A 14224-nucleotide genomic window follows, 5' to 3' on the forward strand; every position below is an offset into this window, starting at 1 on the left:
TCTCGATCGGCCTCCAGCATCCCAGAGCAATCAGGAGGCTGACGCGCATTCCTTGGTTTTATGTCATTCTGACGAGATGAGGCACTGGCGAGGTCTGCCATGAGCTCATGAGTGCAGTTCTGGGGCGAGCAACTCGGTGCGTTGTGGCTACGAGCCATGCCAGCCGGAGGGTGCCCGGGGTAGCGACTGAATCGACGATCACCAGACTCACCCACGCCCGGCTGCGTAAGCTGGACTCTCAGTAATTGGCAGGGCGCGATGGTGGGGGATAGACCAGCATGGACGACCGGCTTCGCGACTTCGCGAAGGGCTCACCCAACTTCGGGCTGCTGTATCAGCATCAGCCTCTGCTCTCCCTCTACGGAGCTTCTGCCGAAGCGACCGTGTTCACGAACCCCAATTCCTCACTGGTCCAGGCGGGGCAGTTTGGCGAGGTACTCGCTGAGGAACTGGTCGCCCGTATAGGGATGCGGATCGAGGGCGATCGACAGATCGACCGGCTGACCGCTCTGACCAGGGCCGGAGTTCTCGTTCCAGAGATCCGTGACGACTTCGACCGGCTGCGCCGCGACCGAAACAGGGCCGCCCACAGCCACCTCTTCGACACGGCGCGGGCCCTTGCCGCCGTACGGGTCTGCTACAAGCTCGGGCTCTGGTTCCACGATGCCATCGACGGTCGGCGAACCGTCGCCGAGTTCGTGCCGCCCACGGATCCTGGTGACAGTACTCAGATCACGGATCCAGCAGAGCTGGGCGAGCTGCGCGAAGCCCTCGACGGCCACCGCCAGGCGCTCACGCAGGCCCGCACGAGGCTCGCCGAGGCAGACGATGCGTTGGAGGCAGAACGCAAGGCGCGGGCCGAGGCCGAGAAACTGATCGCTAGCGCCGATGCGAACAAGATCGAGTTGCTGTCCAGAGTGGAGCAGCTGAGCAGCCAGATCGAAGAACTGCGCACCGCCCAGCATGCGAAGTACGAGGTCGCTCGAAGGCAGCCGCGCCCGGTCGATGCCAAGCGACGCGAGGCGATCATCCATCGTGCGCAGCGGCCGGCCGCTCTCAATGAGGTGCAGGCCCGAGAAGCCATCGACGAGATGCTGTACGCGGCGGGATGGGGCGTCCAGGACCGGCACGAGGTCAACCCGGGAGAGAACCAGGGCGTTGCGGTGAGGGAGTTCACGCTGGCCACTGGCCGCGCGGACTACGTCTTGTACGTCGACGGCAGGATTGTTGGCGTGATCGAAGCCAAGCGGGAGGGCGATCACCTCTCCAGCGCCGTGGAGCAGAACGACCGGTACGCGGCTGGCGTCCTCAAGGAGCACCGGCTCGCCGTCTGGCGGGAGGCGGAGCCGTTCGCGTTCCGCTACGCGACGACCGGCACCGAGACCTATTTCATCAACCGCCTCGACCCCGACGCCCGCTCCCGAGAGGTGTTTTCCTTTCACCGCCCCGAGACGGTGGCGGCCTGGATGCGTCGCGCCGACGGGACACCGGCTGCCCCGACGTTCCGGGCCGCCATGCGCCGGCTGCCCGTGCTGGAACCGAACGGGTTGCGTCTTGCTCAGATCGACGCCATCAGCGGCCTGGAGAAGTCCCTGGCAGAGGACCGGTCGCGGGCCCTGATCCAGATGGCGACGGGCGCGGGCAAGACCTTCACTGCCGTGGCGCAGACCTACCGGCTGCTCAAGCACGCCAAAGCGCGTCGGGTTCTGTTCCTCGTCGACCGCAATAACCTGGGCAGGCAGGCGTACGACGAGTTCCGAAAGTTCACGACGCCGGACGACGGCCGCAAGTTGTCCGACATCTATAACGTCGACCGGCTCGGGGCAGCTGGCCTTCAGGACACTTCGTCGGTGGTCATCTGCACGATTCAGAAGATGTACTCGCTGCTGCGCGGGGAGACCCTCGTCGATGACGAGCAAGCGGACGAGACCTCGGACAGCACGGCGTACGAGGACACGTACGCGACGGACCTGCCCATCGAGGTCTCCTACAACCCGAAGGTCCCGATCGAGTCCTTCGACCTGATCATCGTGGACGAGTGCCACCGCTCTATCTACGGTCTGTGGCGGGGGGTACTGGAGTACTTCGACGCACACCTGGTCGGCCTGACCGCCACCCCTACACTCCAGACCCTCGGCTTCTTCGGCCGCAACCTGGTGTCCGAATACACCTATCCGCAGGCCGTTGCGGACGGCGTGAACGTCGACTTCGACGTCGTACGGATGCGCACCGACCTGCGCGAGAAGGGCGCCGCGACCATCGAGTCGGGCACGACGGTGCGAGTCAAAGACCGTAAAACGCGAAGGCAGCGCTACCAGGAACTGGATGACGACTTCACCTACACGACCGGGCAGATTGGCCGCTCGGTAGTGACGGTGGACGAGATCCGAGCGGTGCTCACTGCGTACCGGGACAACTGGCGGCGCTGGTTCCCCGGCCGGACTGAGCTTCCGAAGACGTTGATCTTCGCGGTCGGCGAGGACCATGCGGAAGATGTCCTCGCCCAGGTCAAGGAGGTCTTCGGGCGCGGCGACGACTTCGCGAAGAAGATCACGTACAAGAGCCGCCAGGCCGGCGAGGATCCGGACGAACTGATCCGAGCGCTGCGGACCTCGCCCCGGATGCGGGTCGCCGTCACCGTCGACATGATCGCGACTGGTACGGACGTGAAGGCCCTGGAGTGCGTGATCTTCCTGCGCGAGGTGCGCAGCGCCGTCCTCTTCGAGCAGATGAAGGGTCGCGGCGCTCGCACCATCGACGCGACGGAGCTCCAGGAGGTCACACCGGATGCGGACGCGACGGTCCGCAAGGACCGGTTCGTACTCGTCGACGCTGTCGGGGTGACGGACTCCCCGCTGGTGGACGCCAAGCCGCTGGTACCCGCGGGCGAGCGGCAGGTCTCGCTTGCCAAGCTGCTGGACAAGGCCGGTACGAAATCGATCAGCGCGAGTGAGGCCGAGATCCTGGCGGGACGGCTGGCGCGGCTCAACCAGCAGTTGACGGAGGAGGAGCGCGAGCAGCTGACGCGCGCCTCAGGCGGGCAGACCCTGTCCGAGATCGCGGGCGCCATTGTGAAGGCGGTAGACCCGGACCGGCAGGAGCGGGCTCTGGAGCAGGGTGGCCAGGCGGCGGCTAGACGGCTCGTGGAGGACGCGATCGCTCCGCTGACGGAGTATCCCGACCTGCGGCGGCATATCATCGAGATCCGGCGGGACAAGGACTACCTCTTCGATGAGTTCACGGCCGTCGAGGTGACGGATGTCGACGAAATCCCGCGTGAGGAGCGGGCCCGGGAGCAGGTAGGCCGGTGGAGCCAGCTCCTGAAGGACGAGCGCGACCGCATTGCGGCAGTCAGTATCGCCTTGACGAGCCCCCGGTCGGTTTCACCGGCGGAGACGTACGCTGCGCTGAAGGAACTGGCCCTGGAGATCCGCCGCCCGCAATTCGCCTGGACGCCGCAGGTGCTGTGGACGTACTACGAGGACTTGGGCTCGGCGGTCCATTACGACCCAGGCCGAGAGGCCGGGGTACCCGATCTGATCTCCCTGATCCGCTACGAGCTGGGCGTGGATGAGGAGCTGCGGCCGTACCGTGAGACGGTGGAAGAACGCTTCGAGGCGTGGCTGCTCAAGCAGCAGCAGGCGGGGGCGGACTTCTCGGAAGAGCAGCTGTGGTGGCTGCGGTCCATACGGGACGTGGTGGCGAGCGACGTCGGCATCAGTCCGGCGGAGTTCAATGCCGAGCCCTTCAAGGGGAAGGGCGGAGGTCGGGGGTTCGCCCATGCGTTTCCGGGGCGGGATGTTCGATCGTTGTTGAGTGAGCTGAATCGAGAGTTGGCTTGAGCGGGTTGAGTGACGTCGAGCTTCCGGCGGGGTGGGCTAGAGCCCTCCTCGGAGATATTTGCATCCCTGTCAAAAAAGTAGGGCCTGAGGGATTTGACAAAGATCGATTTCAATATATTGACATTGGTTCAGTAAGCGGGCCCGACCGCCAAATCACTGCCGCTAGCTGGATTGAATCTTCAGATGCCCCGGGAAGAGCTCGACAAATCGTCAAGGAGGGAGACACTGTCTATTCCACAGTGCGCCCGTATCTGCGAAATATTGCCCGAGTACCCGGCACGCTTGAGGGGCACATCGCCTCCACCGGCTTCGCCGTCATTCGACCACACCGCGAGATCGACTCACGGTACATCTTTCATGCCGTACAGGGTAAATTTTTCGAGGAGCAACTTTTTCCGAAACAGCGAGGCGTAAGCTACCCGGCAGTGCGAGATGCAGACGTATTTGAGACGACGATCCCAATTCCGCCGATGCGTGAACAGCAGAGAATCGTCGAGGCCATCGAAGATCATCTCTCTCGCCTCGATGCGGCCGGACGAGAGCTGCAAACTGCACAGAAGAAGATCGCCTCGTTCCGCAAGTCCGTCCTCCTGTCGCTGGTGCCCGAATCCGTTCCCGACTCATGGGAGATGAGTACGGTCGGAGAGGCTGGCACTATTGGGCTCGGGAGGCAGCGCCACCCCGATTGGCACCATGGCCCAGAGATGCGCCCGTACTTGCGTGTGGCCAACGTCTTCGAGGATCGCATCGACACCTCGGATGTCATGGAGATGGATTTCTCAGGAGTCTTCGACCGGTTTCGACTGGAACCTGGCGACGTTCTCCTCAATGAGGGACAGAGTCCTCACCTTGTGGGGAGGCCTGCGCTATACCGGGGGACTCCGCCCAACGTCGCTTTCACTAACAGCCTCCTACGGTTTCAGGCGCGCCCCGATGTGCTTCCAGAGTGGGCCCTTATGGTGTTCCGCCGCCATCTTCACGCCCGCCGCTTCATGCGCGAAGTGCGCATTACCACCAACATTGCCCACCTTTCGGCCAAGCGTCTGAAGCCTATCGAGTTCCCTGTCCCGCCGCTTGAGGAACAGAAACAACGGGTGCAGGCTTGTGACGAATTGATGAGCTACGCCGATGCGATGGAGCACGCTTTGAAGCGCAACGTTGTACGCGCAAAGCACCTCCGGAGCGCGGTACTGCAGCGTGCATTCACCGGCCGCCTCGTTCCCCAGGACCCCACCGACGAGCCCGCCTCCGTCCTCCTCGACCGCATCCGCGCCAAGCGCGAGGCTCAGGGCGACAAGCCCAAGCGGGCCGTCCGCCGCTCCCGCAAGACGGCCACCGCAGACGCACCACCCCCACCCCCTGCATCCTCAACGCCTTCCCCCAACACCGCCGTTCAGCAGGAGCTTCCGCTGTGACCCCCGCATCTCCCACCCTGGCGCACGCGCAGACCAACAGCCTGGTCGCCAAGCTCTGGAACTACTGCAATGTCCTGCGGGACAACGGACTGTCCACCATCGAGTACGTCGAGCAGCTCTCGTACCTGCTCTTCCTCAAGATGGCCGACGAGATCGCCTCCGACCCCTTCACGGAGGAGGAGGCCAAGACCGTCGTCCCCGCCGAGTACGACTGGCAGTCCCTTGCTCGCCTCAAGGGCATCGACCTCGAAGTCCACTACCGCAAAACCCTCGAAGCGCTCGCCAAGAACCCCGGCACCACTCTCGGCACAATCTTCGCGAAGTCCCAGAACAGGATCACCGAGCCCGCCCTGCTCGAAAAGCTGGTTGTCGAGCTGATCGGCAAGGAGGACTGGACGGTCCAGGGGACGGACCTCAAGGGCGATGCCTACGAGGGTCTGCTTGCCAAGGGCGCGGAGGACACCAAGACGGGCGCTGGCCAGTACTTCACGCCCCGCGCGCTCATCGACGCCATGGTCGACGTGATGCAACCGGGTCCCGAAGACACGATCACTGACCCGGCCTGTGGTACCGGCGGCTTCCTGATCGCTGCGCATAGCTACATCCGTAAGCACCACATGCAGCACCTGTCACGGGAACAGCGTCTCGCGCTCGGGTCCGGCAAGATCTGGGGCAACGAGCTGGTCACCGGCACGGCCCGTCTGGCCGCGATGAACATGCTGCTGCACGGCATCGGTGACGCCGACGGCGAGTCGCTCATCACCGTGGGTGACGCGCTTGCCGACAAGCCCGAGCGCCACGCGTCGCTCATCCTCGCCAATCCGCCCTTTGGCAAGAAGTCCGCGATCACGATCGTCGGCACGGACGGCAAGGCCGAGAAGGAAGACATCTCGTACGAGCGGGACGACTTCCGCGCCACCACCACTAACAAGCAGCTCAACTTCCTCCAGCACATCATGTCGCAGCTGGAGATGAACGGGCGTGCGGCTGTCGTCCTGCCGGACAATGTGCTCTTCGAAGGCGGGGCGGGCGAGAAGGTACGCCGCCGCCTGCTGGAAGAGTTCGACTTGCACACGATCCTCCGCTTGCCGACAGGCATCTTCTACGCGGGCGGTGTCAAGGCCAACGTCCTGTTTTTCGAGAAGAAGCCCCCCCGCAGTGGGGGCGCCCACAACACCTCGCAGCTCTGGGTCTACGACTTCCGTACCGCCAAGCACTTCACCCTGAAGCAACGCCCGTTGACGCGCGCGGCTCTGGACGAGTTCGTCGAGGCGTACCTGCCCAGCAAGCCGCGTAGCGAGCGGGTGGAGTCGGAGCGTTTCAAGCCCTTTGACTACGACGAGCTCATCGCCCGTGACAAGGTAAATCTCGACATCACGTGGATGAAGGACCCGGCGCTTGACGACGCCGACAGCCTCCTGCCGCCCGAAGTGATTGCCCAGGAGATCGTCGAGGACTTGCAGGCTGCGCTGAGCGAGTTCGCGGCCATCGCGGAGGCTCTCGGCGGTGAGGTCTCGGCCGACACCGATGCAATTGAGCCAACTGAGAGTGGTTGATCCACAACTGGGTTGCCCCTCCCCCGACCCGCCGGAATCCTGAGTTCCCAGACCAGCGAGACGGGGGAGTTTCATGCCGGCCGCACAGCCGCAGACACGCGAGTTCCGGGCGTTCCTGACCAACCTCGAGTACGCCCGGAAAATGATCGTGGCGGGTCAGAGCCTGGCTGCCTTCCAGTCCCCGGTTATCGACATCGGTGACTTCTACCGGGCCGCCTGGGTGCAGGCCGTCAGCGCCATCGACCACTGGTTCCACGAGGAGCTGTACCGACGCGTCGCCGAGCTGGCCGCCGCGGACAGCCCCGGAATGCCCTACCAGCTGACGAAGTTCGAGCTGCCCCTGGTCAAGGTGGAGGAAGTCCGGCGCGGTACGACGACGCTCGCCGACGCCGTCTCCGAGCACGTCAAGGCGAAGTGGGGCAACGCGGCACTGCAGAACCCTCGCAAGATCAGCGAGGCGCTGAAGCTGGTGACGGAAGAGGACATCTGGGCCAAGGCCGCCGTTCAGCTCAACGAGTGGAACCACGGCCGTACGTCCATGAACGCCCAGACACTGAAGCAGAAGTACAACTCGATCACCGATCGCCGAAACAGGATCGCCCACGACGCGGACTTGCTGGACGGCGACCTCAAGAGTCGCCGCCCCATCTCCGCCGCCGACGTGACCGACGCGATCGACTGGATCGAGCGAATTGCCCTCGCCATCGCCACCGTGCTGGGATGAGTCGACCTCTCAGGCAGCGTCATTGCGGCAATGTCACCGTTCGGAGTTGACGGCAGCCCTGACGGCAACGGCGGCACACAAACACGCATGATCGCTATCATGAGCGATCGCAACGGGAGGTCGCCGGAGCTCCTAATTACGTGCTGCCCGATCCTACGGATCAGAAGGTTGCAGGTTCGAATCCTGCCGAGTGCACAGCACGCCAGAGGCCCTCAGGAGAAATCCTGAGGGCCTCTGGCGTTGCCCGTACAGCAGCGAAGTACAGCAACCGTGTCAGCCGGTACCGAGCTGACATACGGGTCGTTTGACCAGGCACTCATTCGGCCTAATGCCCTCTCTGGCAGCTGCGGGGCCTGCGGTATGGGCTGAACCTCTCCTCCTGGGAACCTTTGTGCCCGGTGGACTTGCGCAGCGCGCCGACGTCCCGCGACATGGGTACAAGGCCCCGTCCGCGGGTCACAGAAGGAGGACCAATGCGTCGCATGACTGTCGGTGCCGTCCTGACCGCCGCTCTTCTCGCAGGGCCCGCTGCCGTCACCGCAGAAGCGCAGTCACAGGGAGTGACCCAAGCAGCTACCGTGCAGACCTCCCAGAGCCAAGCGCAAGATGACGACAAGAAGGACGATGACAACGGTGGATGGGGACTCTGGGGCCTCGCTGGCCTTCTGGGTCTGCTCGGTCTCATTCCTCGTCGGCGAAAGACACCTGATACGGGAACCCACCGGGGCACAGGAACTGGCTCGCACCCCACTGACCACTGATCGTCCATGAGGCAAATGCCCGTCAGTCCGGCTTCCTGGCTGACATCAGTACCTGACACCAGCACGGGCGAACGGCACCGGTCGGCGTCGTACCTACACGGACGATCCTCACTGGTGCGGCTCGACTCGAGCGGCGTAAACGTGCGCCCGTGCCCGACCTGATAAGGATGAGGCCAGGGAGTGGAACTCGATCCTGCTGTACAGCAGCGAAGTACAGCAACCCCGGCGACCGATCCGGCTAGAGCTACGGATCAGAAGGTCGCAGGTTCGAATCCTGCCGAGTGCACAGCAGGCCGGAGGCCCCCAGGAGAAAGCCTGGGGGCCTCTTGCGTGGCCCGCACGGCGGCGGGGCGCAGTGGCGACGTGGAGCAGCCGTGGCATCCGTGGCGTTCCGCTGGAACCTGGGGGTCTTCGCCGTCGACGGCCGTGTCCGGGTCGTCCTGAGACGGAAGTGAGTGGAGGACAGGCGGCCGGGGCGAGCGTCCAATTCGGGCCGCGTGCCGGACGCACGGTGTCCGCGCCCACGTCTGCGGCCCGTACGGTCCGGCAGGCCCGGCCGACGCCTCGGCGCCGGCCGGGCCTGCGGATCAGGCCGACGTCTCGACCGCCGGGACCGCCTGGTTCCGCTCCCGCACGACGCGGCGGCGCCGGGACGGCATCCCGAGCGTCGGGTTGGCCACGCCCCAGGCGGCGCCCTTGCAGACCAGTTCCTTGTAGACGGCGGCGAGCCGCCCGGTCAGGGCTGTCCGGACGGCGCGGTCGTCGGCGGTGACGTACTGGATCAGCCCTTCCCTGCGGCCCAGTGAGACGCACTGGTTGAAGTAGCGGAGCGGCGTGGCCGGGACCTTCGTCCCGGTGAGGCGCGCGGCGATGGCGTCGGCGGCCTGCCATGCGGTGGGAGTGCCCGTGGCGCACGACATCCGCAGCGGCTTGTCGCCCGGGCCCATGGCCAGGGCCGCGTCACCGACGGCGTACACGTCGGGGTGCGAGACCGAGCGCATGGTCCGGTCGACCACGATCTGTCCCGTGCCGGTGACCTCCAGGGCGGTGGCCCTCGCGATCGGGTGGGCCGCGAAGCCGGTGGTCCACACGGTGACGGCGGCCGGTACGGAGGTGCCGTCGGCGGTGGCGACGTGGCCGGCCGAGACGCCGGTCACGGCGGTGTGCTCGTGCACCGTGATGCCGAGATCCGCGAAGACCCTGCGCACATGGCCGCGTCCCTTGGGTGAGAGCCAGTCACCGAGCTCCCCACGGGTGGCGAGGGCGACGTCGAGGTCCGGCCGGGCCTCGGCGATCTCCGTCGCGGCCTCGAGCCCGGTGAGGCCGCCGCCGACGACGACCACGGGACGGCCGGCTTCCAGTCCGGCCAGCCGCTCGCGCAGCCGGAGGGCGCCGGGGCGGCCGGCGATCTCGTGGGCGTGCTCGGCCGTGCCGGGGACGCCCTGCGGGTTCCAGCTGCTGCCGAGGGCGTAGACGAGGCTGTCGTACTCCAGCTCGTCGTCGCCGTCGGCGTCCCTGACGGTGACGGTCCTCCGTCCGACGTCGACGGCGGTGACCCGGGCGAGCCTGAGTTCGACCCCGGTGTTCGCGAACATCTTGTCGAAGGGCCGGGGGGCGAGGTCCTGGCCGGCCGCCAGCTGGTGCAGGCGGACGCGCTCGACGAAGTCGGGTTCGGCGTTGACGAGCGTGATGGCGACGTCCTCGGCACGCAGTCGCTTTGCGAGGCGACCGGCGGCGACGGCTCCGGTGTATCCGGCTCCCAGGACGATGATGCGGTGCTTCATCTCTCTGCTCCTGTCTCGCGGGTTCGCCACCTGAACCGGGCAGCCCGCCGTTTCCTGACAGGAACGGGATGTGAAGCACCTCACACCGAGGTCAGAAGGCGTTGATCACGGGCTCTCCGTGGTCGGAGGCAGCCCATCGCCGGGTCGCGCGCTCCAGCTTGTCGGGGTTGACCTGGCTGCGGAACGCGGCGATGCCGTCGGCGGTGATCTCCAGGCACATGACGCCGATGACACGGCCGTCGAGGACCACCACGAGGGCGGGGGAGTTGTTGGCGGTCGCGGCGTAGACGTCGGGGGAGCCTCCCACGAGCTCGCGCTTGGCCTTGCCGGGCTTGAACAGGCCCCGCATGAACTTCGCGACCGCGACGGCGCCCTCGAACGCCTTGGCGCGGGCCGGGACCTTCCCGCCGCCGTCACCGATCGCGACGGCGTCGTCGGTGAGCAGGCGCAGCAGTGGTTCGGTCCGGCCGCTCGTGGCGGCCGAGAGGAACTCCTCGACGATGCGCCGGGCGGCGGACGCGTCGATCTCGGACCGGGCCCTGCCCTCCGCGATGTGCTTCCTGGCCCGGTGGAGGATCTGCTGGCAGGCGGCTTCGGAGAGGTCGAGGATCTCCGCGATCCTCCGGTGCGGGTAGTCGAAGGCCTCCCGGAGCACGTACACCGCCCGCTCCTTGGGGGAGAGCCGTTCCATGAGCGCGAGGACCGCGTACGAGACGGATTCGCGCTGCTCGGCGGTGTCGGCGGGGCCGAGCATCGGATCACCGGCGAGCAGCGGCTCGGGCAGCCACTGGCCCACGTAGGTCTCACGCCGGGCGCGGGCCGAGGTGAGCTGGTTGAGACAGAGGTTGGTGAGCACCTTCGTCAGCCAGGCCTCCGGGACCTCGACGCGGTCGACGTCGGCGGCCTGCCAACGCAGGAACGTGTCCTGCACGGCGTCCTCGGCGTCGCTCGCGGACCCGAGGAGGCGGTAGGCGATGGCCTGCAGACGGGGCCTGCAGGCCTCGAACCGGTCCACGTCGTGCACGGTCAGAGGCATGGCCCGGATCTTAGTCCGCCGGCCCCGGCGGGCAGGGGGCCGCGCGGTCCCTCGCTGTCGGCGCCGGTCGTGGGGGCACCCGCCGGGTCTCCCGCCATGTCCGGGCCGGCCGCCCTGAGCGCTCCTCGCGGCGTCGTGTTCCTCGCGTGGCGGGCAGCTCGGGGCCCGGGGGCGTCGGCGTGCGTACGACCGAGACCGGCCAGGCAGTGACGAACGGGTCGAGGAGAGCGTTCCCGTCCGTGCGGAGCAGTGCGGCCGGGCCGCCGGGAGGGGACCCGGGGTGTACCGGTACGGCGCCGGGCGGCGGGGTCCTGTCGGTTAGGGTGCCGTTTCCACGGCCGGACGTCCGGGTCGGGTGCCCGGCTACCACCGGAGCGCCTCGCGCGTCCGTCCGCATCCTGGGCGCGGGTCGGGAGGGACGGCATGAGCGGTTGGCGGTGCACCGGACTGCGCTGGCCCCACGGCGGGCCGGTGCTCGGGTGGGAGAGGAGCGACGGGACCGGTCGGGGGCGGGCGAGCGTCCTGGCGTACGGGAAGGAGCTCGGGTTCCGTGCCGAGGGGGAGCGGCACTGCACGGGGGCGCGGGGGAATCCGTGTCCGGTCACGGCCGTGGTGCCCGTACGGAGCACCGGGGCGCGGTGCGCGGAGTGTGCGCGGCTGGACCGGGCGCACTCGGTCGCGGCCGACACGATCGCCGACGACCCGCGCACGTACCGCGTCTACCTGGCCTGGTTCGGGCCGGGGCTGGTCAAGGTCGGGATCACCGGGGAGGCCCGTGACTCCGCGCGGCTGCGGGAGCAGGGGGCCGTGGTGTTCAGCTGGCTGGGGCGCGGGCCGCTGATGGCCGCGCGGCGTACGGAGGAACTGCTGCGCTCGGCGCTCGGGGTGCCCGACCGGATCCCGTACGCGCGTAAGCGTGCCGTGCGTGACCACCTGCCGGGTGCGCGGGAGCGGGCCGCCGAGGTCGAAGGGCTGTACCGGCGGGCCGTCGCTCTCGAGCGTGCCGGGTGGCCGGACGCGTTGGAGCGGCTGCCGTTCGAGGCGGTCGACCACGCGGAGGTGTTCGGGCTCGCCGGGGCGGGGCCGGCGGCGCGGGTGGTGACCGGGCTGGCGGACGGCGGTGTGGTGTCGGGACGGCTGGTGGCGGCGGCCGGGCCCGATCTGCATCTGGAGACCGTCGGTGCCGGCACCGTCGTGCTGGACACACGGCTCGTCACCGGCTGGGACCTGGTGGGCGCCGGCGCCGGAGCGGGACTGAGTGTGCCGGCCGTGGCCGTGGGGGGCGGTGGCGTGCAGGACGGGCTGTTCTGAGATCGTCGCCCGGGAGGGCCCTCGGGGTGCCCGACCGGTGCCGCCGGGCAGCATTTCCGGGGGGTGGGGACGGGGCGCACGAGGCGGGTGGGGCGGATGAACAGCGATGACCAGGACCGGGTCGACGTCATGCGGTTCCGGCAGCGGCTGGGGCTGCCCGGGATCATCGACGTCCACACGCACTTCATGCCCGAGCGGGTACTCGGCAAGGTGTGGGCGTACTTCGACTCGGCGGGCCCGCTGACGGGGCTGGAATGGCCGATCACCTACCGGCGGGACGAGGACGAGCGGCTCGCGCTGCTGCGCTCGTTCGGTGTGCTCCGGTTCACCTCGATGCTCTACCCGCACAAGGCCGGTATGGCGGCCTGGCTGAACGCCTGGGCCGCCGGGTTCGCGGCCCGGGTGCCTGACTGTCTGCACACCGCGACGTTCTTCCCGGAGGAGGGCGTGGAGACGTATGTGCGCGAGGCCGTCGACGCGGGGGCGCGCGTCTTCAAGTCGCACCTCCAGGTCGGGGCCTACGATCCGAACGACCCGTTGCTGGAGCCCGTGTGGGGGCTCCTGGCGGAGGCCGGGGTCCCGGTGGTGACGCACTGCGGTTCCGGGCCCGTGCCGGGTGCCCACACGGGCCCCGGACCGGTCGGCCGCCTGCTGTCCCGCCACCCCAGGCTCAAGCTCGTGGTGGCGCACATGGGGATGCCGGAGTACGAGGATTTCCTGGCGCTGGCGGCGGCGTACCCCGGGGTGCGGCTCGACACGACCATGGCGTTCACGGACTTCGGCGAGAACCTCGCGCCGTTCCCCGCGGCGGAGCGCGGGCGGCTCGCCGATCTGGGTGACCGGATCCTGCTGGGCACCGACTTCCCGAACATCCCTTATCCCTACGCCCATCAGCTGCATGCCCTCGAGCGGCTCGGGCTGGGCGACGCCTGGTTGCGGGCCGTCTGCCACGACAACGCGAACGCGCTCTTCGGGTAGGGGCCCGTGGCGCGTTTCTCAGGCAATTCACAGGAAGGCGAAAGGTCTCTCTCACGGCCGTCCCACAGGCTTGAGCCATGACGACGACCTCGCCCCAGGGGCGTACCGAACGGCTCCGGTCCGACCGCGCTCCCGTCCGCGTCCTGGTCGTGGACGACGAGGCTCCGCTCGCCGAGCTGCTCTCCATGGCCCTGCGCTACGAGGGCTGGGAGGTGCGCAGCGCCGGCGACGGCGCGGGCGCCGTCCGCACGGCGCGCGACTTCCGCCCCGACGCGGTGGTCCTCGACGTCATGCTCCCCGACATGGACGGGCTGGCGGTGCTCGGCAGGCTGCGGCGTGAGTTCGACGACGTGCCCGTGCTGTTCCTGACCGCGCGGGACGCGGTGGAGGACCGGATAGCCGGGCTCACGGCGGGCGGCGACGACTACGTCACCAAGCCGTTCAGCCTGGAGGAGGTCGTGGCGCGCCTGCGCGGGCTGATCCGCCGCTCCGGTACGGCGTCCGCCCGCGGCGACTCGACGCTCGTCGTCGGCGACCTGGTGCTGGACGAGGACAGCCACGAGGTGAGCCGGGGCGACGACTCGATCCATCTCACGGCGACCGAGTTCGAGCTGCTGCGCTTCCTGATGCGCAACCCCCGCCGGGTGCTGAGCAAGGCGCAGATCCTCGACCGGGTCTGGAACTACGACTTCGGCGGCCAGGCCAACGTCGTCGAGCTGTACATCTCCTACCTGCGCAAGAAGATCGACGCGGGGCGGTCCCCGATGATCCACACCCGGCGTGGGGCGGGATACCTCATCAAGCCCGGCGACTGACG

The 14224-nt window shown here is 67.8% G+C and carries 10 protein-coding genes; 8 read left to right on the forward strand and 2 right to left on the reverse strand.

What is annotated here, in order from left to right; translation table 11 throughout:
• The first annotated feature begins 278 nt into the window (after window positions 1-278).
• The 5 genes from ACHFIV_RS32480 (at window position 279) to ACHFIV_RS32500 (ending at window position 8298) form a co-directional block, all read left to right on the forward strand.
• Complete coding sequence (locus ACHFIV_RS32480) at window positions 279-3842, forward strand: type I restriction endonuclease subunit R (protein ID WP_398976369.1); 3564 nt, start codon at window positions 279-281, stop codon at window positions 3840-3842.
• Window positions 3843-3847: 5 nt separating this feature from the next.
• A complete protein-coding gene (locus tag ACHFIV_RS32485; RefSeq protein ID WP_313750908.1) occupies window positions 3848-5257 on the forward strand; it encodes a restriction endonuclease subunit S in 1410 nt (469 codons plus the stop codon).
• Window positions 5254-6813, forward strand: coding sequence for a type I restriction-modification system subunit M (locus tag ACHFIV_RS32490; protein ID WP_313750909.1), 1560 nt, complete (start codon window positions 5254-5256; stop codon window positions 6811-6813). Before ACHFIV_RS32485 ends, ACHFIV_RS32490 begins: the two co-directional genes overlap by 4 nt.
• A gap of 73 nt (window positions 6814-6886) precedes the next feature.
• Window positions 6887-7537, forward strand: coding sequence for a hypothetical protein (locus tag ACHFIV_RS32495; protein ID WP_398976372.1), 651 nt, complete (start codon window positions 6887-6889; stop codon window positions 7535-7537).
• Window positions 7538-8019: 482 nt separating this feature from the next.
• On the forward strand, window positions 8020-8298 hold the full coding sequence (locus tag ACHFIV_RS32500; RefSeq protein WP_398976374.1) for a WGxxGxxG family protein: 279 nt from the start codon (window positions 8020-8022) through the stop codon (window positions 8296-8298).
• A gap of 587 nt (window positions 8299-8885) precedes the next feature.
• Here ACHFIV_RS32500 and ACHFIV_RS32505 read toward each other — a convergent pair.
• Window positions 8886-10082, reverse strand: a complete 1197-nt coding sequence (locus ACHFIV_RS32505; protein ID WP_398976376.1) for an NAD(P)/FAD-dependent oxidoreductase — start codon at window positions 10080-10082, stop codon at window positions 8886-8888.
• 91 nt (window positions 10083-10173) lie between these two features.
• Window positions 10174-11118, reverse strand: coding sequence for an RNA polymerase sigma-70 factor (locus tag ACHFIV_RS32510; protein ID WP_398976377.1), 945 nt, complete (start codon window positions 11116-11118; stop codon window positions 10174-10176).
• Window positions 11119-11541: 423 nt separating this feature from the next.
• Here ACHFIV_RS32510 and ACHFIV_RS32515 point away from each other — a divergent pair, with 423 nt between their 5' ends.
• From ACHFIV_RS32515 to ACHFIV_RS32525, 3 genes are all read left to right on the forward strand, one after another.
• On the forward strand, window positions 11542-12429 hold the full coding sequence (locus tag ACHFIV_RS32515; protein ID WP_398976379.1) for a DUF2797 domain-containing protein: 888 nt from the start codon (window positions 11542-11544) through the stop codon (window positions 12427-12429).
• 96 nt (window positions 12430-12525) lie between these two features.
• Entirely contained in the window at window positions 12526-13407 is an 882-nt protein-coding gene (locus ACHFIV_RS32520) for an amidohydrolase family protein (RefSeq protein ID WP_398976381.1), read from the forward strand.
• A 77-nt stretch (window positions 13408-13484) separates the two neighbouring features.
• Window positions 13485-14222, forward strand: coding sequence for a response regulator transcription factor (locus ACHFIV_RS32525; protein ID WP_398976383.1), 738 nt, complete (start codon window positions 13485-13487; stop codon window positions 14220-14222).
• Window positions 14223-14224 lie beyond the last annotated feature (2 nt).

Origin of the sequence: Streptomyces sp. ALB3 (assembly GCF_044385685.1) — a bacterium.
In the GTDB taxonomy this organism is placed as follows: Bacteria; Actinomycetota; Actinomycetes; order Streptomycetales; family Streptomycetaceae; genus Streptomyces.

Coding starts and splice junctions, on each gene's coding strand:
- ACHFIV_RS32495 (WP_398976372.1), top strand. CDS start 6,887: ATGCCGGCCGCACAGCCGCAGACACGCGAGTTCCGGGCGTTCCTGACC.
- ACHFIV_RS32515 (WP_398976379.1), top strand. CDS start 11,542: ATGAGCGGTTGGCGGTGCACCGGACTGCGCTGGCCCCACGGCGGGCCG.
- ACHFIV_RS32510 (WP_398976377.1), bottom strand. CDS start 11,118: ATGCCTCTGACCGTGCACGACGTGGACCGGTTCGAGGCCTGCAGGCCC.
- ACHFIV_RS32505 (WP_398976376.1), bottom strand. CDS start 10,082: ATGAAGCACCGCATCATCGTCCTGGGAGCCGGATACACCGGAGCCGTC.
- ACHFIV_RS32525 (WP_398976383.1), top strand. CDS start 13,485: ATGACGACGACCTCGCCCCAGGGGCGTACCGAACGGCTCCGGTCCGAC.
- ACHFIV_RS32500 (WP_398976374.1), top strand. CDS start 8,020: ATGACTGTCGGTGCCGTCCTGACCGCCGCTCTTCTCGCAGGGCCCGCT.
- ACHFIV_RS32480 (WP_398976369.1), top strand. CDS start 279: ATGGACGACCGGCTTCGCGACTTCGCGAAGGGCTCACCCAACTTCGGG.
- ACHFIV_RS32520 (WP_398976381.1), top strand. CDS start 12,526: ATGAACAGCGATGACCAGGACCGGGTCGACGTCATGCGGTTCCGGCAG.